Below are 24,180 nucleotides of genomic sequence, written 5' to 3' on the forward strand. Positions count from 1 at the left end.
TTTCCGATAAAACCTATAGGAATTAATCATTATTCAAAATCTTTTCATAGAAGCCGTATTCTGTTACACTAAATCTTAACATATTTTGTCGTTTTTTATATTCTGCTTTAGGATAAGTTGAAAGGGAGTCTTGCCATGAAGAAACCACCGATTCAAGAACAGCTTAAGAAGAAGATTATGATCCTAGATGGTGCCATGGGTACGATGATTCAGCAAGAAGACTTGACTGCTGATGATTTCGGTAGTGATGACCTCGATGGGTGTAATGAAATTCTATGTGTAACACGCCCAGATGTCATTCAAAAAATTCATGAAGCTTATTTCGCCGCTGGCGCTGATATGATAGAAACGAATACGTTCGGAACGACGAGCGTCGTACTTGCAGAATATGATTTACAAGACCGTCATCGGGAGTTGAACATCGCCGCTGCGAAATTGGCGATTGCTGCCGCTGAGAAATATTCGACACCGGAATGGCCGCGTTACGTTGTAGGTGCTATGGGGCCGACAACCAAGACCTTGTCCGTGACAGGTGGCGTGACGTTTGAACAACTGGAAGAAAGTTACTACCAGCAAGCACTTGCGCTTGTTGAAACAGGCGTTGATGCCATGTTACTGGAGACATCCCAAGATACACTGAACGTGAAAGCGGGGAGTATCGGGATTCGAAGAGCTTTTGAAACGTTAGGTGTAGAACTCCCAATTATGATCTCGGGTACGATTGAACCGATGGGGACAACACTAGCTGGTCAAAATATTGAATCTTTCTATATTTCACTTGAGCATTTGAAGCCAATTTCGATGGGCTTGAACTGTGCGACAGGACCTGAATTTATGCGGGATCATATTCGTACACTTTCTGGTATTGCAGATACGGCCATCAGTTGTTATCCGAATGCAGGGTTGCCGGATGAGAATGGGCATTATCATGAGTCTCCAGAATCATTGGCCAAAAAGATGGCTGGCTTTGCTGAGCAAGGTTGGCTCAATATTGCCGGTGGTTGCTGCGGGACGACGCCTGATCACATTCGCGCAATGGCCGAAACGCTTGCGAACTACAAACCAAGAGCTGAATACGGTTCTCATCCACCTGCGATTTCAGGTATTGAGACTGTTTATATCGAGCCGGAAAATCGACCAATCATGGTTGGAGAACGGACGAATATCTCCGGATCCAGGAAGTTTAAACGCCTAATTAAAGAAGGCAAATGGGAAGAAGGCTCTGAAATTGCTCGTAATCAGGTGAAAAATGGCGCACATGTTATCGACATTAATCTACAGGATACGGATATTGATGAAGCTTATGCGGTAGAAGAATTCATGCAAGAAGTTGTCAAAAAAGTCAAGGTCCCATTAATGATTGACTCGACTTATGATCACATTATTGAGCTTGGACTCAAATATTCGCAAGGTAAAGCCATTATTAACTCGATTAATTTAGAAGATGGAGAGAGCAAATTTGAAGGTATTTTACCTCTGATCCATCGCTACGGGGCATCCGTCGTTTGTATCTTAATTGATGAGCGTGGGCAGGCTGTTTCCCGTCAAGCCAAAATCGAAGTGGCAACACGTTCGTATGAGCTGCTTACTGGCAAATACGGTATGAATCCAGAGGATATCATTTTTGACCCGAATATGTTCCCTGTTGGGTCAGGTGATCCGCAATACATTGGTTCTGCCGTAGAAACAATTGAAGGAATCAAGCTAATCAAAGAGAAGTATCCACTTGCCAAAACGATTCTAGGACTAAGTAACATCTCATTCGGTTTGCCGGATGCGGGTCGTGAGGTTCTGAATTCAGTTTATTTGTACCATTGTACGAAAGCTGGACTTGATTATGCCATTGTAAATACGGAGAAACTAGAACGGTATGCGTCGATTCCTGATACGGAAAGGCAGCTGGCAGAGGAACTCATTTATAATACGAATGATGATACCTTGGCGCAGTTCGTTGCCCATTTCCGTGAGAAGAAGGTCGAGAAGAAGGAGAAGATTTCGAATTTATCTCTGGAAGAAAGACTGGGATCTTATGTTGTTGAAGGTACGAAGGAAGGCTTAATACCGGATCTAGAGATTGCTCTTCAAACTTATTCACCATTAGAGGTCATCAATGGGCCCCTTATGAAGGGAATGGAGGAAGTTGGTCGTCTGTTCAATGGTAACGAACTTATCGTGGCTGAGGTGCTTCAAAGTGCTGAGGTAATGAAAGCATCCGTTAATTTCCTGGAGCCGTTCATGGAGAAATCCGAGAGTGCGGTGAAGGGTAAAATTATTTTGGCAACGGTCAAAGGGGATGTCCACGATATTGGGAAAAATCTCGTTGAAATCATTCTATCCAATAATGGATACAAGATTATCAATTTAGGGATTAAAGTACCGCCGGAGCAAATCATTGAAGCTTATCGCAAGGAGCAAGCAGATGCAATCGGGCTGTCCGGCTTGCTAGTTAAATCCGCGCAACAGATGGTTATCACTGCTCAGGATTTACGGACCGCTGGTGTGGATGTTCCGATTCTCGTCGGTGGTGCTGCGCTTACTCGGAAATTCACCAAGACACGTATTCAACCTGAATATGAGGGTGTTGTTCTCTATGCGAAGGATGCAATGGATGGTCTGGATATTGCGAACAAACTGAGTGATCCTGAGCAACGACAACGTTTGATTCAAGAGCTTCGTGAAAGCCTAGAATCCGATGTCATGGACACAGGAAAAAAAGAAGAGAAGATGCCACAGCTTACGCGTGTGAGTTCTTCTGCTGTATCCAAGGATCTACCTGTTCAGGTGCCGCAAGATACAGATCGTCATATTTTACGGGACTACCCAATTAGTCATTTGATGCCTTATGTGAACATGCAGATGCTGTTAGGACATCACCTTGGCTTGAAGGGCAAAGTAGAGCAGCTACTGAGCGATAAGGATTCCAAAGCGCTTCAGCTGAAGGACACCGTGGATTCTATCCTCCATGCTGCGCAGCATAACGGTATCATTAAGGCTCACGGCATGTATCGTTTCTTCCCAGCACAATCGAACGGAAATGATGTCATCATTTATGACCCGCAAGATACGAGCAAGGTGCTTGAGACATTTACATTCCCTCGTCAAGACAAGGAACCGTACCTATGCTTAGCTGATTATTTGAAATCCACCGAAAGCGGCGAAATGGACTATGTTGGATTCCTCCTCGTGACAGCTGGACATGATATTAATGAATTGGCCAAAGAATGGCGTGACAAAGGAGATTATTTAAAATCCCATGCGTTGCAAGCGACAGCGCTTGAAGTTGCAGAAGGCTTCGCGGAGCGTGTTCATCACATTATGCGCGATGTTGTTGGAATTGCAGATCGTGTCGATATGACGATGCAAGAAAGATTTGGTGCTAAATATATTGGACAACGTTTCTCTTTCGGTTATCCAGCATGCCCTAATCTCGAGGATCAAGCGAAGCTGTTTAATCTGCTGAAGCCTGAAGATATCGGCGTTGAGCTGACGGAGTCGTTCATGATGGAGCCAGAAGCTTCTGTATCTGCGATTGTATTTGCACATAAAGAAGCACGTTATTTTAACGTAGGATAAGATTGCGAGAGCGAGGCAGCGAGTAGGAACGATTATGTTCCGCGGCATCCTCGCTTTCCGTTTTGACAATGAGATATTGAGAAAAGAATGGGGTTGGCTTGTGGACTTGTATTTTCTAGGAACGGGGGCAGGCATGCCCTCTAAGCAACGAAATGTAACCTCAATTGCCTTGAATTTATTAGACGAACGGGGGACATACTGGATTGTTGATTGCGGAGAGGGTACACAGCAGCAGATTTTGAACTCTCCCGTGAAGCTGGGACGTACGGAGAAAATTTTCATCACACATTTACATGGTGATCACTTATATGGGCTCCCGGGGTTATTGACGAGTCGTTCTTATTTGGGTGGAGATACACCATTGACCTTATATGGTCCGCGGGGGCTCAAGCAATTCGTAGAAACCGCACTAGAAGTCAGCGGGGCCCATCTGAGCTATATACTTCATCTTGTAGAGCTTGATGAAGAAGGGATTATTTTCGAAGACGAAAGCTTTCTAGTGGAAACGGCGCGCTTAGAGCATCGGATTGAATGTTACGGTTTCCGCATTGTGGAGAAGGATCAACCTGGCAAGCTTCTACATGAAAAGCTTAAGGAGCTCGGAATACCAGCAGGTCCGATCTATGGCCAGTTGAAGTTAGGGCATACAGTGCAGCTAGAAGATGGCCGGACCATTAATGGGCAAGATTTCTTAGGTTCTCCAGTTCCTGGTCGAGTAGTTGTCATTTTAGGAGATACGCGGTATTGTGAGGGAGCTATTAAGTTGGCAAGAGATGCTGATGTTCTCGTTCATGAAGCTACTTTTGCCATGGATAAGCAGGAGCTAGCCTACGCCTTCGATCATGCAACCTCAACTGATGCGGCACGAACCGCACAGGAGGCTGGTGCGAATGTACTGATCATGACGCATCTTAGCTCGCGGTATCAGGGCGAAAGCGTAAATGAACTGCTTCATCAAGCACAGCATGTTCACTTGAATAGTCACTTGGCAAGGGATTTTTGGAGCTTTGAGATACCTCGCAAAGTGTAAAATAAATAAGCTTCTCCTGTTCATTACGAATGGGAGAAGCTTATTTTTATTTCCTAATGACAATTTCCTATGTTCACCTCATACACTAAACAAAACCAACGGAAATCGAGGTGGAGGCATGGAAATTACACTCGGTGAAGTGCTGCTTTCTATCTTTATATCCTCGATCTTTTTCATTCTGATTAAGGAAATTAGAAAATCATACAAAGATTCAGAATAATCGGAAGATTAGATCAAAAGCCCTATACGCAAATATGGGTCTTTTGATAAAATAGTTGTAAACGCTTAATAAATGGGGGTGGACATGACGTATCCGGTTTACAGATTGACTGTATACCATTTTGCTTTACTCATTTCTATTTGTGTCATTATTGGGATAGTATGTCAATCAAGAGATACCTATGCCTCTGAAATACCCGTTTCTCAAGGTAAATCTGCTGTTGCATCATCGGTAACAGGAGCAACATATCTGGCAAGTCACGCAGTGGACGGATTCATATATACCAAATGGGTAGCAAGTAATTCACAACTCCCACAGTGGCTAACAGTGGATCTTTCTCAAAATGTACATGTTTCACGTGTTGAAACTGTGTTTGAACATGTACATAGTTCGTATTCATATAAGATTGAATCCTCGATCGATGGTATCAACTGGAGCATTTTTGTGGATCGTTCTGCGAATACAGCCATAAATTTCCCTTATTATTCTGACACAGGTGATGTTCTTGCCAGATTCGTCAGATTACAAGTAGTAGGCGTTGGCTCGCCAGGAGATCAAGCCAGTGTGTTTGACTTTCGCGTGTATGCAACGAATGATTCACTGGCGCTTCTGTCACAAAATAAGACGACGGCTGCTTTATCTAGTTTTTCTGGTTCTTGGGGCTCTGATAAGGCTGTGGATGGACAATTGTTATCTAGTTGGGCTCCCAGTAGTACATCATTACCTCAATGGATGGTTGTGGATCTGGGGCAACTACGCAATGTGCAGCGCTTTGAGACGACATATTCAAATATCCAGGACATATATGGTTACAAAATTGATTTCTCTATAGATGGTATTACCTGGTATACCTTTACCGATCGAACAGGGAACATGCAGGTAGGAAATCCGCGTTATGTGGATGAAGGGAATGTCACGGCACGATACTTTCGATTAACAACAACAGGTGTTGCTTCGGGAGGGTATGCGAGCGTTGCAGAGTTCCAAATCTATGGGCCGGATGGCGGATTAAATACAAATTCCAATCCACAAACGCTAACGCGTATGTATTTGGATGACGAAGGTTATAGCCTGCAACCTAATGAAACGATAGCCAGTTACTTAACAGGGGTTTATGCGAATGGTACTACCTTTCCTATCCAATCTGGCGCCATCTACAGGGTTGCTAATACAGCTGTGGCAACAGTCAATGCGAATGGCGTTATCACGGGAGTTGCTGCTGGCTCAACAACCTTGACGGTAACCTATAATGGCCAATCAACTTCAGCCAACATTGCGGTAACTTCAACTTTGGCAAATTTGAATCGTATAGCCTTTGATTCTTATTCGTATTCACTCCAATCAGGGACAACACGGTCTCCCTATGTAATTGGATATAAAAATGATAGTAGTACACAAACATTGACAACGGGTCTGACTTTTACTAGCTCAAATCCTGCCGCGGCTAGTGTAAATTCTAATGGCATGGTGACAGGCCTTTCGCCTGGCATAACGACGATTACAGCATTCTATGGCAGTTTCACAGCATCAGCGAGTGTGAATGTGACAACTACCGTTAGTCGGATTGAAGCTGATGAAAGTACCATTTACTTGGAAGTAAGTGGTACTCAGTATCTTTCAATACTTGCCTATGATTCGCAATATAATGAAACTGACGTAACCTCGAGTACGAGTTTTACAAGTTCCAATTCATCTGTCGCTACCATAAGTAGTTACGGTTATATCACAGCAGTAAGTGCAGGGAGTGCAATTATTACTGCAACTTATAGCGGGATCTCGACAACAATTTATATCACGGTTGGATTCAAAGACATAATAGCTCCTACATGGAATTATGGCGCCAATGTAACGGTAACACCAAGCACGGGTTCTTCTGTAACTTTAACCTGGTCGGCAGCAACAGACAATGTTGGGGTCACTTCTTATCGGATCTATAAGGATTCTGAGCTGGTAACGACGGTTAGCGGAAGTGAGCTAACTACGAACATATCAGGCTTAACAGTGGGCATAGACATGAATTTCAAAATGGAAGCGGGAGATGGAGCGAATAATTGGTCTTCTACGGGTCCCAGTGTGAACTACTCATTAACGATGGAGTTGAAGTCAACGAGTTCTTCGACGCGCCTAATTTCTAGTGTGCGGGTCCGTGAAGCTGCACCAGACGGCAGGATGCGCTCAAGATATCACGCGGATGAAGGAGAGTTAAGAGATGCTTTCATCGCATTAAATGAGGGATCGGCATCATCTTTACTCCTACAAATTCAAGATGATCATGATACGACAGTGGTCGAATTCGCATCCAGCGTATTTGATGATTTACAAGAGATGGGGATAAATGGAAGTGTTCAACTGGATATGAATGCCATTCAATTTACAATTCCGTTGCTTCTTTTCAAAAATCATGTGAATGAAGCTACAAGTTCGAATGGACTATTCTCTGTGATTATTCGACATGAAGCAAGTCAACTTGCAGAAAGGTTACAAGAAAAAGCAACTGCCGAACAAACAGCTTTGTTGATTACGAATCCAATTGAGTTTGAAATCCAAGCAGGCGGCGTTGCGATTCGTCAGTATGATAACATGACCGTGGAGAGATCAATCGCGCTTCCAGGCACTTCTTACACAACCAATGTGACTGCTGTACGCTTGAATGTAGAATCAGGAGAGATAACCTTCGTTTCATCTCTATTACTCAGTAGCGATGAGCAATGGAAGATGGTCATTAAAGACCAATATGGTGGGTTATATACCATCATTCAGAAGGATAAGCATTTTGAAGATATGGGGACGCACTGGGCAAGAGAAGATGTAGAAAAACTTGCTTCCAAAAGGATTATTTCTGGCGTAGATGAACAAAACTTCTCACCTGAGAAGGAAATATCTCGCGCTGAATTTGCTGCGTTGCTTATTCGTGCGCTTGGAATGGAAGTAAATGAATCAAAGCCTGGAACCTCTGGTTTTCGGGATATTATGGAAAGAGACTGGTATGCCCAAATGGTGAACACAGCGGCTGCAGCCGGCCTCATTGAGGGCTTCGAAGACGGGACATTCCGACCACTACTACAAGTGACACGTGAGCAGATGGCAGCAATGATCAATAGAACGATTCAAATCACAGGCAGCCAGCCAGAAAGCTACACGCAAGATACAGTTCTTAGTCCATTTGTAGATCAACATGCAATCGACAACTGGGCGAGGCAAGCGATGGCATTTACTCTTCAAACGGGGTTAATTCAAGGTGTCACCGAGACGCAGCTTAACCCCAACGCATTCGCGACGAGAGCACAAGCGGCAGTCATGTTGAAACGGTTATTAATCTATTTGCAATATATGAATTGATTGAGTCTTACAAACACAATTCGCCTTTGGCTGATTGTGTTTTTTATATTTTTCAGAAAAAGGCCAATCATTACAAAACCTTCACAACCAGCAAATAAGCAGAAAATAAAGCTTTGGTAATCTGGAGTTGTAAACTCTAGTTGAGAGGCGTGAGGAATAATGAATGGAGTACCTCTATTGACGGCGCCACAACCTGCCAAGCTGATAGTGAAGCTTGCTAGTTATGAACAAGAAATTGAGCAAGCCATGCAATTACGGTATCAAATATTTGTGGAGGAAGAGAAAAACTTACGTTTGATGAATGAACAAAAGCTTGAATGTGATGTGTATGATTCCTATTGTGATCACTTGATTGTCAAAGACCTTGAAACCGATCAAGTAATTGGTACTTATCGACTTCTACCTGGTGATCGGGCAATCGCGGGGATTGGATTTTATTCCGAAACCGAATTTAATTTAAGCGCGCTTGCAGAATTACGACATCAATCATTGGAACTGGGGCGAAGTTGCATTGCGCCAGCATATCGTGGGGGAAGGGCCATTCAACTGTTGTGGGAAGGGATTGCCAGTTATATTAGTGAGCGCAAATTCACTCATTTAATCGGATGTGCGAGTGTACACTTCTCAACAATTGAAGCTTTAAATGAAATGTATACGATGTTGAAGCAGAAACAAGTGCTGACAGATCGATTTGGGATAGAACCCCTAGAATCACATCGGATTTCTGGCCTAGCTCAAATTGATCTCTCTTGTAATGAGAAGGAGATGTTTCGCAAACTGCCACCCTTGATGAAAGGCTACCAATGGCTTGGAGCTGAAATTGGCGGGGATCCTGCGTATGATGAGCTGTTTGGGACGGTTGATTTTTTTATCATACTACAAAGGGATAATGTGGCGCGTCGGTATAAACGTCATTTTCTAAATGCAGAGTGAGATGAGGTGGGCTTGCCTTGTATGAGTGGATTGCAAAGCTAACCTCAAGTGAAGGAGAACGAAGCCTTCTGGCGCGTATGATACCCTTTGTTCCATTGTGGATGATGGCATTGCTATGTTGGGGAGTAGCTTCAATATGGTATCTCATTTCACGAAATGGGTTTCTAAAGAACGTGAAAGTTAATCTGGCAGATGTTTTAGGACCGATGTCCGAACGGAAAGTCAGATCAATTACAAGGGATTATGTGCGAAATGTTGTCTTTTCATTGTTCGAAATTTGCTTCCAATCAGATCGATTGTCGACATATGAATTCAAGTTGCAAGGTGAGGAGCATTTGCATACCGCACAGCAGTTAGCCAGAGGGAAAGGGTTTATTATTTACACACCTCATGTTGGTAATTTTTTCAACTATTATTGGTATTTCTCGAGAAGGTTCGATTGTCTTACTGTCGCATCAGCGGGGAGTCCTGAACTCAAGCCTTTATATGACAAGTTTGCCGCGTTAGGTTGCAAAGGTTTAGATTATGACAGTGTTCCCGCATTGGAATTATATCGCTGCTTAAAAAGACATATTCAATCTGGTGGCGTCGTTTTCTTGCTTGGCGATTTCTGGCGGCCTAACTTTCCTTTGTCGAAATTATTTGGCAGGGTGACTCGTACACCTGAAGGTACGGCTATGTTGGCGCTTGAACTGCAAATCCCTATTGTCCCCTTCTATGGGTTCCGCTCTCATGGCTTCAAGCACACGCTAGTGGTGGGTGAGCCTCTTTCTGTATACGCCAACAATCATAGTGGTGTTCGAGCTTCTAGGGTTGAAACCAATCTGATATTGAATAGCTTCGTTGAGCGGGTTATTCGGGAGCAGCCCGCATCTTGGTTTTACTGGTTTAACGTTCATGAACGTTGGGAAAACAGTCTTCAGTAACCACAATCGACATAAGGACGGGGGAATCGATAAATGGATACAGCAAGCCACTTATTGTTCGGGGTGAGCCTCGCAGGATTAGCATGTTTAGATATGGTGGTTACGCAGCAGCCCGCATTAAGTCATGCCATTCTCGCTGGAACATTAATTGGATCCCATGCGCCGGATTTGGACACATTTGCCCGATTACGGGGGTATGCGAGTTATGTTCGTTTACATCGAGGTGTCACGCATTCAATACCAGCACTTATCATCTGGCCACTATTGATAAGTTTACCGCTCGCGGCTGCATTCGGCATTTGGGAGCATTTCTTTCATTTATGCTTATGGACATTTCTTGCTGTTGCATGCCATGTGGGGTTGGACGCTTTGAATGTTTATGGCGTCCAATGCTTACGGCCTTTTACGAAAAGATGGGTGCATTTAGACACGCTATGTCTGTATGATCCTTTCTTGTTCACGCTTCATACAGGCGGTGTGATCTTGTGGTTTACGATATGGGGAGGAGTGGCTGGAAGTCATATTGGGGAGATGTTTGCTCTTATTTTCGCAGCATCACTTATGTATGTGTGGTTCCAAAGCTCTCAACGTAACAAGTTAATAAAGAGAGTGCATAGTGAAGTGAAGATTCCTACAGGTGTATGTCATCTTGTACCTAGTTTAAGCTGGTTTTATTGGCAGTTTGTCTTTGAAAGTGATGCTAGCTTTTATTTAGGTGAGCTGCGGCATGGTCAAGTGATCGTCCTTGAGCAGTATAGTAAGAAGGATTACAACCAACAGCAGTCACATCCAATCGTGAAAGCATCTATGGGGACAGATGGCGTTCGTGCATTTCTGCAATTTGCTCAGCACATTTATGTGTGTTGGAAAGAGAAGAATGGTGGCTATGAAGTACAGTGGCGCGATATGCGATTCTGGCACAAACGCAAGTTGAGATTCGGCGTCGATGTACAGCTGGATCGAGATATGAAAGTCGTGAGTGATCGGATTGGGATGGACAAAAAAGCGTGGGATCCGCCATTTGTGTGAGCATGTTTGATCACGAACTTACGGTGTGACGTTTGGTCCATTTGGATGAAACTGACATTGACCAAAGAATTCACGTTATGTTTAAATAAAAGAGAATATCCAATTTGCGCCCCTAATCATTGGCTGACATCACGTTTATAGGCGCTAATGTGTCAGGTGCGAATTAAGCAACTGGCCTTTTTTGATGTCAGAAAAAGGTTTTTTGAAATCGATGGGGGTGAACGGAGTTATGGCTCCTCGTAAACGAATCGGTGATCTCTTGGTTGAATCGGGACTAATATCGGAAGAACAACTGAAAAATGCTCTCAGAGAGCAAAAAGAACTGAATATGAGGCTGGGTGATGTGCTCATCACCCGTAATTACATAACAGAACAACAACTAATCGAAGTTCTTGAATTCCAACTGGGCATTCCGCATATCCAGCTTTACCGTCAGAAAATCGAAACGAAAATCATCAATATTATCCCACAGCGGCTAGCTGAGCAACATCAGGTGTTGCCGATTAGGACTGAGGGCAATAAACTAATTTTGGCAATGGCAGACCCTCTGGATTATTTTGCCATCGATGAGCTTCGTATGACGACTGGTTTCCGCATTGAACCTACGATTGCTTCGAAAGATGAACTCCAACGGGCGATTAAACGCTATTATGGGTTGCAGGAATCTGTTGAGCAGATCATGCAGAACTTAAATATTCGTGAATCGGAAGAAGCGAAGCCAATCGTGGAAGATGAGGATTCTCCTGTCGTTAAGACGGTTAATCAAATCATTATTCAGGCGATCCAAAGTGGCGCGAGTGACATTCACATCGATCCACAGGAAGATAGCTTGCGTGTACGCTATCGTGTGGATGGGGTCATGCGTACAGAGAGGACACTACCTCCTCATATGCAGAGTGTCATTATTGCAAGGATCAAAATCATGGCAAACATGAACGTCGCCGAGAGACGGTTACCGCAAGATGGCCGTGTTGAGATGGATATTGAGTTCCGTAAAGTAGATATCCGAATCTCTTCTCTTCCTACGATTCACGGCGAGAAAGTTGTTATGCGAATTCTCGATCTAGGGAGCACGCTCACCGAAATCGAGAAATTAGGGCTATCTGAGCACAACCTTCAGTTATTTCAAAAAGCAATAAGCAATGCGCATGGTGTAGTCCTTATTACAGGACCGACTGGCAGCGGTAAAACGACAACGTTGTACTCCGCCTTATCCAGATTGAATAACGAGGAAGTCAATATAATTACCGTTGAAGATCCGGTAGAATATCAACTTCAAGGTATTAATCAAGTACAGGTGAATTCGGTAACCGGACTGACATTCGCGACAGGACTCCGTACGATTCTGCGTCAAGATCCTAACATCGTTATGGTTGGGGAAATTAGGGATGTTGAGACAGCGGAGATCGCTATTCGCGCAGCGATGACCGGACATCTTGTTTTGAGTACGCTGCATACAAATAGTGCAGCAAATTCGATTACGCGTTTAATTGATATGGGCGTTGAACCTTTCTTGGTTTCATCCGCGGTAAATTGCATTATTGCGCAACGACTCGTTCGTAAAATTTGTACAAGCTGTTCAACGTCCTATGTCCCTTCTCAAGAAGAGAAGGTGTTGTTGGGAGGTTATGGGTATACAGCAGAGATGCTGCGTAGAGGCAGTGGGTGCGGCGAATGCGGGAGAAGCGGATACAAGGGGCGACTTGCGATTCATGAAATTTTGCCAATTGATGATACACTTCGAACTATGATATTGCAAAAACGTTCAGATAACGATTATCGGAATTACGCAATTGAACACGGGTTGATTCCAATGATTAATGATGGCATTAGCAAAGTGATCGCTGGTCTAACGACATTAGCGGAAGTGTTCCGTGTTACGGGTACAGAATGATATTTTTTTTCACTTTTTTTCGAGAAAAATGTCGAAATATATCGAAAGTTGTCCTAATACTTTACTAACAGTTACATAGTACTGTGTAAGTATGACTAATTCTAGATGTTTCCATGAGATGGAGGGATTCGTGTGACCATGATTGAGTTGATGAAGCTTGCTCATGACCGTAAAGCTTCTGATATACATATTACCGTTAATTCGCCGGCTATGTTTCGTATTCATGGTGAACTTAAGCCAGTGAATGATCAAATTCTAACCCCTTTAGATACTTTAGAGATGGCGAAAGAATTGATGACAAACGAACAATATGAACTCTTTTTAGAAAAAGGGGATTCCGACTTATCTTATGGTATTGCTGACGTCTCTAGGTATCGAGTCAATATCTATAAGCAAAAAGGACATGTTGGTCTGACGATTCGACTTATTCCTACTCAAGTACCGGAAATGGAAGTGCTAGGTTTACCAGCAATCGCACAAGATTTTGCCAAAAAGCCACAAGGTCTCGTGCTCGTCACTGGACCTACTGGAAGCGGAAAATCAACAACACTAGCTGCGATATTAGATTATATCAATCGTACTAGAAATGATCACATCATCACGCTGGAAGATCCAATTGAGTTTGTGCATCAGCATAAATCTTGTATTGTCAATCAGAGAGAGATCGGTGTTGATACAAATTCGTTTTCTGCAGGACTTCGTGCAGCACTGAGACAAGATCCAGACGTTATTCTGGTAGGTGAAATGCGCGATCTGGAAACGATTAGCATTGCAATTACCGCAGCTGAAACGGGGCACTTGGTTTTCGGAACTTTACATACGGCTGATGCACCTCAAACCATTGATAGGATCATTGATGTTTTTCCTTCGGAAGGGCAGCAACAAGTACGCGTGCAACTCGCATCCGTTATGCTGGGCGTTATGGCACAGAGACTTTTACCAACGGCGGATGGCAGTGGACGAGTTGCGGCAATCGAAGTATTGGTGAACACGCCAGCGGTAGCTAATCTTATTCGTTCGGAGAAGGTACACCAGATTCGATCTGTGATGCAAACAGGCAAATCTCAAGGTATGCAGACGATGGAGATGGCGCTAAGAGAGCTCCTTCAGCAGCGAATAATCACTGTAGATACCGCGAAAGAAGCACTCTTTGGTTTCGCAGAGTTGCAATAAGTGAGCTGTAAGTAAGGAGGTGAGCTCGAGTGCCGAAGTTCCGGTATCAAGCTGTTGACAATCATGGTCAATATTACAAGGGGGTACTCGAAGCTACCTCGTTTCAAGCAGCAACCGATGAGTTAAAGGGAAAAGATCTTTGGATACTAGATTGCTTTGACCAGGGTAAGAGTATCTTGTATCGAGAGCTTACTTTCGGTGGTCCGAAGGTCAAGATGGAGCACTTTACTGTGTTTTGTCGACAACTTTCTACATTGTATAAATCTGGTGTCAATATGGTAGAGTCGGTACGGATCTTAAGCGAGCAAACAGAGAGTAAGGTGTTTAAGAAAGTACTTAAGGAAGTTGCCGAGGACATGCAGCGAGGTACACAGCTTTCTGTAGCTTCCGCGCAGTTTCCCACCGTATTTTCCACTGTATTCGTCAATATGATCAGAGCTGGAGAGGCAAGCGGGAATCTAGATGATATGCTGGATCGCTTAGCTGTGTTCTACGAGAAAGAGTATTACACCAAGGAGAAAGTGAAATCTGCCATGATCTATCCGATCATTATGGGTTTCGTTACGATAGCGGTTGTCACGCTTATGATGACATTCGTAATTCCTAAATATGTTGAGAATTTCGAAGCAATGGGATTGGAACTTCCACTACCAACTATGATTGTCATCAAACTGAGCGATCTATTGCTAGCTTACTGGTTCTTTATACCAATCTTCGTGATTGCTCCGAGCCTAATCATTCAAGCATTGAAGCGTACAAAGAAGGGAAACTATTACTGGGATTATTTCCGGCTTAAGATTCCCGTATTTGGCAAATTAGCGCATAAGCAATCCATCGCACGCTTCAGTCGAACCTTCAGTTCCTTATATGCAGCTGCAATTCCTATGCTTCAAGCCATGACCATCGTTTCGAATGTCGTTGGGAATGACGTAATTGGAAAGCTGATCTTGGAATCAAGGGAAGGCCTCAGGAGCGGACATTCAATTGCTGATCCGTTTAAGGATTCATGGTTATTTCCGCCAATGGTAGTTCAAATGCTAGCGATTGGTGAGAAGACAGGTTCTTTGGATAGTATGCTGGAAAAAGTAGCAGATTTCTACGAGGCTGATGTGGATACGATGGCTGATCGTTTGAAGTCGCTATTAGAACCGCTAATGATACTACTTCTCTCAGGAATCGTTGGAGGCATCGTATTAGCTGTAATGCTTCCGACCTTTAAACTGATGGGCGGTATTCATTAAATATATGATTATTTTATCAATCGAAGGAGAGGGTACTATGTTTAAAAGAATGATGAATACCAAGCTTAGACTGCTTAAAAATCAAAAAGGGTTAACACTTGTCGAGTTGTTGGCTGTTATTGTTATTTTGGGGGTTGTTGCTGCGATAGCTGTTCCAGCTATTGGGGGGATTATTAATAACTCAAAAATAAATGCTGATGCTCAAACAGTGGTATTGTTGCAAGATACTGCGGTTCGATATTTAACTGATACTGATGCTGATGGGTCAACGGCAGTAACAACAGTAGCAGTAGCAACATTAGAAACAAATCACTATTTAAGAGATATTCCTTTGAGGCAATCAGGGGCTACTGCAGGTGCAGCTTACGCGTCTGTTACGGTAGCTTATACAGCAGCAACAGGCTGGACTGCAGGAGCTGTACAATAATACTATATGCTTAGGTTTTACCCCGATAAAGGTAACTCTCACGAGTTACCTTTATTGAATCCTTCAATCTTTCCCGAATGGAGCGACTATGGACACATTAACTCTCTTATACGCAATCACGGCTGGTCTGTTCGGACTTGTATTTGGCAGCTTTTTTAATGTCGTAGGCATAAGAGTCGTCAAAAAGGAATCCATCGCCTATCCCCCTTCACATTGTGTTCACTGCAATCATGAACTTAAACCACTAGACCTGATTCCTGTGCTTAGCTATCTAGGATTACGTGGAGCTTGCAGGTATTGCCGAGCTAAGATTTCTCCGATTTATCCCATTGGTGAACTCGTGACAGCAGTTGCCTTTGCAGTAACAACATGGCTGATCGGGCCTTCTTTAGAACTGATAGTCGGACTTGTATTTGTATCTATCTTAATGATTTGTTCAATCGCAGACAGTAGATATAGGATCATCCCTGATAAAGTTGTATTCTCGGGCATGATAGTTGCTTTCCTACTTCGAATATGGATACACCCTTTACCTTTATGGAACTACTCAGTAGCGTTTATCGTTGGTGGAGGTGTTCTCTACCTGGTTGCTCTTGCGTCAGTGTTAATCATGAAAAAAGAAGGTATGGGCGGCGGCGATATCAAATTATTGGCTTTTATCGGGCTCATTGTCGGTATTAAATTAACCTTATTTACACTATTTGTTGCTAGTTTGTTTGGAACTATTTATGGTCTTGTACAAATACGCGTGAAATCGTCACGGGAAGATCAAGGAATTCCATTTGGTCCATTTATTGCTGCAGGAGCCTTCTTTAGTTACTTTTGGGGAGAGTCCGTGATTAACTGGTACTTAAGCTTCATTCATTTCAAATAATAGAACTTAACGTTGCAAACTTCTCAGAAATTCAGCAAAGGAGTGAGACTGGACATGCTTACATCATCGTTCGATTTTATTAAAGCCTTGAAACCAGGACAAACCTCTTTGGGAATTGAAATTTCTGATTCGACTATAAAAATGAGCAAAGTGTTGCTGAGAAATAAGAATGAACCGTTGATTCAAATGAATTTAACAGAGGAGCTTCCACCTCATGTAATGGAAGAAGGACGAATTAAAGAACCGCTTCGCTTGATACAAACTTTGCAAACCATGATGGCGCGATTAGATTCGAAACCAAAACATATACATCTAGTATTTCCTAGCCAACTCGTGATGGTAAGATTTTTAAAGCTGCCGGATATCCCCGAAAAGGATATGGCTAAGCTTGTCGATTTTGAGATTAAACACAATATTCATTTACCTTTTGAGAATCCACTGTATGATTTTGTGAAGATGAATGGGACAGCTCATAAAAAAAGAAAAACAGTAAAAAAGGCGAAAAAGGAATCTGAAACACCTGCTGAGAAAGACTATTTCTTGGAGGCTGCTGCTGGTAAAGAGGATTTAGGTAGAGGTAAAGGGCTATTTGAGGATTTTCAGGAGGAAGAATCCAAAGAAGCTATAGCCATGCAATGTGATGTTATGCTGGTTGCTGCTCCAAAAGAAATAATGGATCAATATCTTGAAGTTCTGGATTCAGCAGGGATTAAGCTAACGAGTATTGAGATTAAAGCACTTTCTTTATTGCGTTTGCAGCAAAGCACATCCTTGACCAAGTTACAGGACACCTTCATGATTGTTGATTTGAACGAGACTGCTGGCGATCTTAGTATTTTTCATGGTGAGGAGCTCAAGATTACACGTAGTATTCCGCTCATCTTCGCAGCAAAGTCGCAGGGAAATATAGATGTGAAAGCAAGTGCAGATCATCTCTTCTCAGAGTTTATGGACGGCGATGCTGATTTCCGAAGTCATTGTAATGATTTGGCACATGAGCTTGAAAGGTTGATGAACTTTTATCGTTATACGCTAAATAATCGGAATCAAGAATTTGCCGGTGTGGTTATCTCAGGTGATTTGAAAAGAATGTCTGAAATCGTAACGTTCTTGACCGAGCGGCTGCCGATTCCGGTACAAATGTTTCAACCTACCAATACGTTTGGACAAAATTCGGCGCTCAAAGACTTTTCAATGTATGCTGTTACGTTGGGTCTAGCTCTAAGGGGGGCAGACTCATGAAAAACATTAACCTACTGCCTAAGGTACCCAGAGCTAAACGGATTTTTTTGCCCCTACTAGTGTCATCAGTTATATTTTTTCTACTCCTTTCATCAGCATTCCTGTATGTTGGTCACTACTTTAAAAACAACATGCAAAACGTTGAAAATCAAATTGCTTTAACGAATGCTTCGATTCAAGCTTTAACCAAGCAGCGGCAATTGGATGAACAAACATTCAATTATCAGAACCTACAAGCCGAAATTGATAAATTAAAAAAGAAACGAATCGATTGGATACCAGTTTTGGAGACAATCTCATCTAAGCTTCCGTCGACTGGGCGAATTTTGTCTGCTGAGATGGCCAATGAGGAGAAGAAAGAAGATAATAATGGTGCAAATCCTGCTGTACCCCAAACTGAACCGGTCATTGTAAATTTGAAGCTTGAGTTCGGAGCTTTAACATCTGTTGCTGACTACATCTTACTTCTGCAAAGCTCATCATTATTCGATTCCGTTTCGATTATGTCAGCCATTAAGACGGAAAAAACGTTTAGTACACCGATTGCAAGCTTACCAGGTTCAAATGGTACGAATACGCAATCTACAACAGTAAATACAGAAGATAATATTAATAAAATCTTTGAAGACACACTTACTGATAGTAAAAACGAAGGAGACAATCTCCTAAATGAACTCAAATGGACGATCAATCAGCAGATTGCAAAACAAGAGTTCGGATTAAAACTGCCAGACAAGAACTTTGGAACGAAATTACAGGATGACCAGTATGACCAGGATGAAACCTCAGCCTTGACCGACGCGGATTATGAAGATGCGCGTAAAACGCTTGAGGACATGAAAAAGAAGTCAGCTACATCCTCAGAAACTGGAGCCAATTCACCATCAGTTGAAAATTCAAATCCAGCAGCTGCTTCTGTCCAAAAATTTAACGTATATGAAGTAGTAATTGAAATCGCATTGAAGAATTCTGTGGATAGCAACTAGGGGGGGACTTATGAATAAAGAACAATGGCATCAACTCATAGGTCGATTGAGATCCCCGGCAACCATATTGTTTCTCGTAATTAGTATGGGGTGCTTGTTCTGCGGAACTATCTTGGTAAAAAATGTGCTTCCGCCTTCGAAACAGCATGTAACACTTCAAACACTATTAAGTAAGGTGGAGCTCGAAAAAAAACGAATTCAACAGAGTGCTATTCCCAAAAAAGTGGAAGAAACTGAGATTCAACAAGCGCTGTATCAAGTTCCTACGAAAGAAGAGCTACCGCGTTTACTGCTTGGTATTAGAGAGTTTGAGCAGCAAGCCGGGTTAACGATTCTATCCATCAACTTTGGTGATCAAGGGCAAGTGGGCAGTTCTGCTGGTAGTTTAATAAATGCGAATGGGCAAGCGAATATTACTCAAGGATATACGACAAATTCGAATGGCGCTCAACAAGCGGCACCTTCAGCAAGCCCAACAACAAGTTCCAAAGAGCGGAACCAGACGCAAGCGGTCATCATGGAAGAAACCTTTACGATACAAGCATCGGGTACGTATCCACAAATTATTGATTTTATAAACAAGGTTCAACATAGTGAGCGCTTTATAGAAATTCAAAACTGGAACTGGCAAACATCAGCAGTAAAGAGCAGTAAAACAGATGTAACCGACACATCGAATGTTCTTCCAATAGGGAACAGTTCACCAACAGATAAGTCTGTAGAGCAGGAGTCAAATCTTCAAGTCACGTTGGTATGTTCTTTTTATTATGCGCCATCTTTTGCAGGGAAATTGAAAGAGCTGCCTCCTATACCGCTCAAAGAACCGAGTCAGCGAAAGAATCCGGTCCAATCGGATGAAGAGTATTTCAAGCAGCTGCAGCAATTGCAAACATCTAAGGCAGCTAACTAATGCTAAAAAGGGGATAACTGAATGATGAGGAAGTACAAACTGATTCTTTCAATTGGCCTAATTGGGCTATTCACGATGAACGGATCAGCATGGGCGGAGGATCAATTCCGAAACATTGAGGTGTTTTTTCAAAGAATACATGTAACGATAAACGGCCAACAAAACACCCTGAATAAAGACTCGATCTTGTATGAGGGATCAGTGTACGTGCCATTACGCAGTTTATCTGAAATGTTAGGCGCACAGGTTGGCTGGGATAGTGATACTCAGGAAGTAGCAATTGATTTTATCAATGATAATACAAATGTACTCTTTACAGCTTCGCAAAAAAAAATGTATCAATATATAGCTATTCGAAATAATCAAATTACTAAAGATTTAATACCTATGTTTAAAAACATAGAATTTGACGATCTCAAAAGTATCGTTGAGCGCTATGCGGAGATAAGCAAAGTTGCCAAAGATATAGATGATCTCACAATGTCCCAAACCATCGACAAAATGAGAGCTGCTATCATCTTATTGCAAAGTGGCTGGGAGAATAAGAACATGGATGATTATATGCTGGCATGGACGATATATAGTAAAAATGCTGATTTATTGAATAAGGATTTAACAACGAAATTATCAGATAACTATCAGTATAAACTCATTGATAAGACGAATTCCAATTGAAGAAGATTGAAGAGAGAAGGGATGCAAATGCTAAGAAATGAAAGAGGACTTACACTGCTGGAAGTACTGGCTGCGACCGTTATTTTAAGTCTTGTAATCTTAATGTTTCTTAATATTTCATCCTTTTCCATTATGTCAAACAAAAATGATGATTTGCGCGTGAATGCTTTACAACTAGCGGAGCAAAAGTTAAACGAATATAGGAGCACTTACACAGCTGCTATACCCGTTTTACAAAATTGGGCTGATCTTAACAACCCCGCAGTAAATCCAGGTTCACCATATGGTCTTTATGTTCAACAATCCGGCATTCAAAATCAAACGTTCTCAACAGCGGCGTTTACGAACCGGAAATTAGTATCCCTTCAAAGTATCATATTATTCCGAGATATCAGTACAACTCCTGCCAAGCTAGTTCCTCGAATTATGACGGTAACGGTTTATTGGGGGGCGACGAATTGAAGAATCAACGAGGTCTCACCTTAATTGAAGTGTTAGCGACGTTGACCATAAGTACTGTATTGTTCGGAGTAGTCCTTATGTTACTTTCATCGACAAGCCTACAATCCAAATCTAGTGGAGAGAAATACAATGCTGATGCTGAGATTCGTAGAACGATGGACTCGATCTCGAAAGAGATCAGTGATTCGAATCAAGCTTATGTGACGACGAATGAGCTTCGTTATGTGACTTATGCATCTGGTTCTAAAGAAGTGAAATCACTGTACTATGATGGTGTTGCGACAACGTTATCGATGTATGTATTTAAAACAGCGAACATTCAAGACAATGTTACTATAGCGACACCTGGAATTTATTTGTATAAAAGAGAACTATCCTCTCATGTTACAGGGGTGCAGTACTTGCCTACGGTAGGAACTACTCCGCTGACTGGAAGAAATTTGGATGGGGGAACTGGTTTCAGGATTGTTGTGAGCTTTACATTTCAGCGTTCAAAGTTATTCGGAGGACATGAGAATTACACCGTTAAGAGGGAAACAGGATATAAACTGCTTCAATATTAAGAAAAGCCAAAAATGCCAAGGGATACTCACTCTTAGCATTTCTGGCTTATTTTTTATTTTCTTACAGGGTTCCAATCGGGTGGAGGTGTTGGTGTTATTGTCGAAGTTGCCGTTGGCGTCGGTGTCGCGGATGAACTTGCCGATGGCGTAGGTGTAGCGGACGAGGTGCCGCTTAATTGTAAGGAAGTTACAGGTGGATCGGACGTTCCGGTTCTAATTGTGCTATTGTTCTTAAAGTCAATTTCCCCTGCAACTGCAATGAGGCCGCCAGTCTTAAGATTAATTTGAGTCCCTGAGGTGAAATCTCCTGAAACAAATATATCGCCAGAAGAAACGGTTAACTCCGCATTATTTTTAACGTAAATATTTCCAGAAGATAGATTGCCATTAGAAATATTTAAGGTGGTTTGGGTTTCAATTCTAAATGTCGTATCGATTGTCATTTGTTTTGCGGAGACAGTTCCTCCATTGCTAAGCGTTAGACCTCCAGCGTAGATGTTATTTGCAATTTTAAGTGTAGTTTGCGTACCTGTAACAAAGTTACCTTCGATCCAAAAGTTTCCGTGCGTACCGCCATTACCGTTATTAATGGTTATATCAAGTTGATTGCTCCCTGTGATATTTCCAGTGGTTGTTGAATTGGCTGTAGTTTTGTTTGCAATTAGATTTCCATATATAACTATATTAGCATTATTAAACGAATAATTATCCGCGATCAGAATGACTGGCTTTGTACTTGAACCAAGAGTTTCATTACTAGAGATACTTAATGTACCAGGCACGTAGATAACAACAGGATTGGTTGTGCTTGCATTAATGTTCGATTGCACTTGACTAATGCTGCAAGATGTACTGCAAGTTATTAAACCAGGTGTCTTTGTCACATTTAAATAGTCGTCAATGGCAGATGAGACACTAGATTTGATATCTGACATGTAGTTAGTTATTGCTGGCAACAGTGTGGTGTTTTTGCCGGCGGTTACATTCGAGCTGTCTCCATACAAAACACCAACTCCTGCCGGAATCGGCACGGTTTGACCTGATTCAATGTGAGTCGATGAATTCGGAGTAGGGCTTGGTGTTGGACTTGCTGATGGAGAAGGGCTCGGCGTCGGTACTACGATCGCATTAAACGCAGATATTTGAAATTTGATTAATTTGCTATGTACGTTATTGACGGTAGCTTTGAAATAAACATTATATACATCATCAGTAGAAATGGGGATGCCGATTCTCGTGTTGGTGGATGCCACTTCTACATACTGCTCATAGTTTGTTTCAACACCTTCAGGAGTTGTTATTGTCTGAGTTTCCCAGCCTAATCCCTTCGCTCCCGAACCACCGCCGTACTTATTAAAATAAGTTCTTCGGTTCATTCCGTTTCCATAGATATCATAATTCTTCAGATAGGTAATAAATGCTTCCATGCCACTAACGGCTAGATCGGTAGCCTTTTTCTCGTATTCAGTTTGGCTATTCGCAAGTTGATTCGTTGAAGAATTGGCAAGGATAACCGGAGTTACGATCATCAGGACAAGGAGTATTAGAAGCACATAGGTAAGCACATTTCCTCTTTCGCTTCGGAGAGGAATGAGAAGTTTCATGATGAACTCTCCTTTGTTATGATTGACATACCTCCTATTATATCGAATAAAAAAAGGTTGGCATAGTGCTATTGCACGATACCAACCCAATTTACTATGACAAGTTTTTACCAAATTCACCTGCGAATATGGTTTCATTTATCGGCAGTCTGCCAGATGGTACTTCACGTTCTTGCAGATTGGCAGGGAGGGCATCAATAGGACCGCGGTAGCCAATGGCAATAACAGCATGAAGTTCATAATCCGCAGGAATTTGAAGTGCTTCACGTGCTTGTTCACGTTCGAATCCGCCCATTGCGTGCGTAATTAGCCCTTGATTATTCGCTTCAAGCGCTAAGTATCCCCAAGCTGTACCGGCATCGAAGGCATGGCTTGGATTGTCCGTTCCTCTTGGGCTTTTGGTATGAGAGATAACGAGCGTGAGTACAGGGGCTTTCTCACACCATACAAGGTTAAAGGGATTAATAAACGTATGGAATTTAGCCAATTGTTCAGGTGTACGGGCAACGATGAAACGCCAAGGCTGGTTATTACTTCCAGAGGGTGCCCAACGCGCTGCTTCAAACAAGCTTAACAATACATCTTCCGATACTTCTTGATTCGAGAAGGAACGAGGTGACCACCGTTCTAGAAACTGTGGATTAATTTCATGATCAGGCTGGCGGTGATCTTCAATTTCATTGGGTAATGAAGTGGACATTAGTTATTCCTCCTTATAATGTAGCTCATCCTAATTTTACCTTATTATTAGTTGGTTTACGAATTTCTCTATTTTTTAATAACTTGTATGTCATTGGCTCAAATTGGCAAAGCTAGTTGTTATGAACATGATGGACCAAGAAGAGGTGCGAGAAGCCGTGAATTTCACGAGTCATGATGTCATTATTATTGAAAGAGCATTAAGAACTGCCATGAAACATGATCGAGAAGAGCACCGTTCTAGAGACTATCAAGAAGTTTTGTTCAAAATGCAAGAGAGTGCTAACCAAGCGCTGATGGTCTCAGCTCAGATCACTAGTGAACATGATGGCCTACGATACGATTATGATGATTCATCTGATTTAATGTAGACATACGAA

At 42.4% G+C, this 24,180-nt stretch carries 20 protein-coding genes; 18 read left to right on the top strand and 2 right to left on the bottom strand.

Annotation, left to right across the window (positions count from 1 at the left end; all coding sequences use genetic code 11):
* Positions 1–135 precede the first annotated feature (135 nt).
* The 17 genes from metH (at position 136) to ASG89_RS24370 (ending at position 21,497) form a co-directional block, all read left to right on the top strand.
* Positions 136–3,573, top strand: a complete 3,438-nt coding sequence (gene metH, locus ASG89_RS24290; protein WP_057313601.1) for a methionine synthase — start codon at positions 136–138, stop codon at positions 3,571–3,573.
* A gap of 100 nt (positions 3,574–3,673) precedes the next feature.
* Positions 3,674–4,603, top strand: coding sequence for a ribonuclease Z (gene rnz / locus ASG89_RS24295; protein ID WP_057313844.1), 930 nt, complete (start codon positions 3,674–3,676; stop codon positions 4,601–4,603).
* A gap of 304 nt (positions 4,604–4,907) precedes the next feature.
* Complete coding sequence (locus tag ASG89_RS24300; protein ID WP_057313602.1) at positions 4,908–8,162, top strand: discoidin domain-containing protein; 3,255 nt, start codon at positions 4,908–4,910, stop codon at positions 8,160–8,162.
* A gap of 159 nt (positions 8,163–8,321) precedes the next feature.
* Positions 8,322–9,095, top strand: a complete 774-nt coding sequence (locus ASG89_RS24305; RefSeq protein ID WP_057313603.1) for a GNAT family N-acetyltransferase — start codon at positions 8,322–8,324, stop codon at positions 9,093–9,095.
* 17 nt (positions 9,096–9,112) lie between these two features.
* A complete protein-coding gene (locus ASG89_RS24310; protein ID WP_057313604.1) occupies positions 9,113–10,021 on the top strand; it encodes a lysophospholipid acyltransferase family protein in 909 nt (302 codons plus the stop codon).
* Positions 10,022–10,054: 33 nt separating this feature from the next.
* Complete coding sequence (locus ASG89_RS24315; RefSeq protein WP_057313605.1) at positions 10,055–11,050, top strand: metal-dependent hydrolase; 996 nt, start codon at positions 10,055–10,057, stop codon at positions 11,048–11,050.
* A gap of 229 nt (positions 11,051–11,279) precedes the next feature.
* Positions 11,280–12,944: a GspE/PulE family protein gene (locus tag ASG89_RS24320; protein WP_057313606.1), complete on the top strand. Its 1,665-nt coding sequence runs from the start codon at positions 11,280–11,282 to the stop codon at positions 12,942–12,944.
* A 138-nt stretch (positions 12,945–13,082) separates the two neighbouring features.
* Complete coding sequence (locus ASG89_RS24325; RefSeq protein ID WP_057313845.1) at positions 13,083–14,117, top strand: type IV pilus twitching motility protein PilT; 1,035 nt, start codon at positions 13,083–13,085, stop codon at positions 14,115–14,117.
* Positions 14,118–14,146: 29 nt separating this feature from the next.
* Complete coding sequence (locus tag ASG89_RS24330; protein WP_057313607.1) at positions 14,147–15,358, top strand: type II secretion system F family protein; 1,212 nt, start codon at positions 14,147–14,149, stop codon at positions 15,356–15,358.
* Between the two features lie 37 nt (positions 15,359–15,395).
* Positions 15,396–15,785, top strand: a complete 390-nt coding sequence (locus tag ASG89_RS37870) for a type II secretion system protein (RefSeq protein ID WP_057313608.1) — start codon at positions 15,396–15,398, stop codon at positions 15,783–15,785.
* A gap of 88 nt (positions 15,786–15,873) precedes the next feature.
* Positions 15,874–16,659: a prepilin peptidase gene (locus ASG89_RS24340; protein ID WP_057313609.1), complete on the top strand. Its 786-nt coding sequence runs from the start codon at positions 15,874–15,876 to the stop codon at positions 16,657–16,659.
* Between the two features lie 54 nt (positions 16,660–16,713).
* Positions 16,714–17,901, top strand: coding sequence for a type IV pilus biogenesis protein PilM (gene pilM, locus ASG89_RS24345; protein ID WP_057313610.1), 1,188 nt, complete (start codon positions 16,714–16,716; stop codon positions 17,899–17,901).
* A complete protein-coding gene (locus ASG89_RS24350) occupies positions 17,898–18,887 on the top strand; it encodes a PilN domain-containing protein (protein ID WP_057313611.1) in 990 nt (329 codons plus the stop codon). The genes pilM and ASG89_RS24350 overlap by 4 nt, the downstream gene beginning before the upstream one ends.
* A 10-nt stretch (positions 18,888–18,897) precedes the next feature.
* The gene (locus ASG89_RS24355) at positions 18,898–19,797 is read left to right on the top strand and encodes a hypothetical protein (RefSeq protein WP_057313612.1); all 900 of its coding nucleotides are present in this window, start codon (positions 18,898–18,900) and stop codon (positions 19,795–19,797) included.
* A gap of 21 nt (positions 19,798–19,818) precedes the next feature.
* Positions 19,819–20,472 carry a copper amine oxidase N-terminal domain-containing protein gene (locus ASG89_RS24360; protein ID WP_057313613.1) on the top strand — a complete coding sequence of 218 codons (654 nt, stop codon included), beginning with the start codon at positions 19,819–19,821 and terminating at the stop codon, positions 20,470–20,472.
* A gap of 27 nt (positions 20,473–20,499) precedes the next feature.
* Positions 20,500–20,934, top strand: a complete 435-nt coding sequence (locus ASG89_RS24365) for a prepilin-type N-terminal cleavage/methylation domain-containing protein (RefSeq protein WP_162259727.1) — start codon at positions 20,500–20,502, stop codon at positions 20,932–20,934.
* The gene (locus tag ASG89_RS24370) at positions 20,931–21,497 is read left to right on the top strand and encodes a type II secretion system protein J (protein WP_057313615.1); all 567 of its coding nucleotides are present in this window, start codon (positions 20,931–20,933) and stop codon (positions 21,495–21,497) included. The genes ASG89_RS24365 and ASG89_RS24370 overlap by 4 nt, the downstream gene beginning before the upstream one ends.
* A 53-nt stretch (positions 21,498–21,550) precedes the next feature.
* Here ASG89_RS24370 and ASG89_RS24375 read toward each other — a convergent pair whose 3' ends face one another.
* Together ASG89_RS24375 and ASG89_RS24380 are read right to left on the bottom strand one after the other, a co-directional pair.
* A complete protein-coding gene (locus ASG89_RS24375; RefSeq protein WP_057313616.1) occupies positions 21,551–23,101 on the bottom strand; it encodes a hypothetical protein in 1,551 nt (516 codons plus the stop codon).
* A 94-nt stretch (positions 23,102–23,195) separates the two neighbouring features.
* Entirely contained in the window at positions 23,196–23,801 is a 606-nt protein-coding gene (locus ASG89_RS24380; protein WP_057313617.1) for a nitroreductase family protein, read from the bottom strand.
* 127 nt (positions 23,802–23,928) lie between these two features.
* Between ASG89_RS24380 and ASG89_RS24385 the strand changes: the two genes are divergently transcribed.
* A complete protein-coding gene (locus tag ASG89_RS24385) occupies positions 23,929–24,171 on the top strand; it encodes a hypothetical protein (RefSeq protein ID WP_235549903.1) in 243 nt (80 codons plus the stop codon).
* The last annotated feature ends 9 nt before the right edge of the window (positions 24,172–24,180 follow it).

Origin of the sequence: Paenibacillus sp. Soil766, assembly GCF_001428105.1 — a bacterium.
Classification (GTDB): domain Bacteria; phylum Bacillota; class Bacilli; order Paenibacillales; family NBRC-103111; genus Paenibacillus_E.

Coding starts and splice junctions, on each gene's coding strand:
- metH (WP_057313601.1), top strand. CDS start 136: ATGAAGAAACCACCGATTCAAGAACAGCTTAAGAAGAAGATTATGATC.
- ASG89_RS24300 (WP_057313602.1), top strand. CDS start 4,908: ATGACGTATCCGGTTTACAGATTGACTGTATACCATTTTGCTTTACTC.
- ASG89_RS24305 (WP_057313603.1), top strand. CDS start 8,322: ATGAATGGAGTACCTCTATTGACGGCGCCACAACCTGCCAAGCTGATA.
- ASG89_RS24315 (WP_057313605.1), top strand. CDS start 10,055: ATGGATACAGCAAGCCACTTATTGTTCGGGGTGAGCCTCGCAGGATTA.
- ASG89_RS24320 (WP_057313606.1), top strand. CDS start 11,280: ATGGCTCCTCGTAAACGAATCGGTGATCTCTTGGTTGAATCGGGACTA.
- ASG89_RS24325 (WP_057313845.1), top strand. CDS start 13,083: ATGATTGAGTTGATGAAGCTTGCTCATGACCGTAAAGCTTCTGATATA.
- ASG89_RS37870 (WP_057313608.1), top strand. CDS start 15,396: ATGTTTAAAAGAATGATGAATACCAAGCTTAGACTGCTTAAAAATCAA.
- ASG89_RS24340 (WP_057313609.1), top strand. CDS start 15,874: ATGGACACATTAACTCTCTTATACGCAATCACGGCTGGTCTGTTCGGA.
- pilM (WP_057313610.1), top strand. CDS start 16,714: ATGCTTACATCATCGTTCGATTTTATTAAAGCCTTGAAACCAGGACAA.
- ASG89_RS24350 (WP_057313611.1), top strand. CDS start 17,898: ATGAAAAACATTAACCTACTGCCTAAGGTACCCAGAGCTAAACGGATT.
- ASG89_RS24355 (WP_057313612.1), top strand. CDS start 18,898: ATGAATAAAGAACAATGGCATCAACTCATAGGTCGATTGAGATCCCCG.
- ASG89_RS24360 (WP_057313613.1), top strand. CDS start 19,819: ATGATGAGGAAGTACAAACTGATTCTTTCAATTGGCCTAATTGGGCTA.
- ASG89_RS24365 (WP_162259727.1), top strand. CDS start 20,500: ATGCTAAGAAATGAAAGAGGACTTACACTGCTGGAAGTACTGGCTGCG.
- ASG89_RS24375 (WP_057313616.1), bottom strand. CDS start 23,101: ATGAAACTTCTCATTCCTCTCCGAAGCGAAAGAGGAAATGTGCTTACC.
- ASG89_RS24380 (WP_057313617.1), bottom strand. CDS start 23,801: ATGTCCACTTCATTACCCAATGAAATTGAAGATCACCGCCAGCCTGAT.
- ASG89_RS24385 (WP_235549903.1), top strand. CDS start 23,929: ATGATGGACCAAGAAGAGGTGCGAGAAGCCGTGAATTTCACGAGTCAT.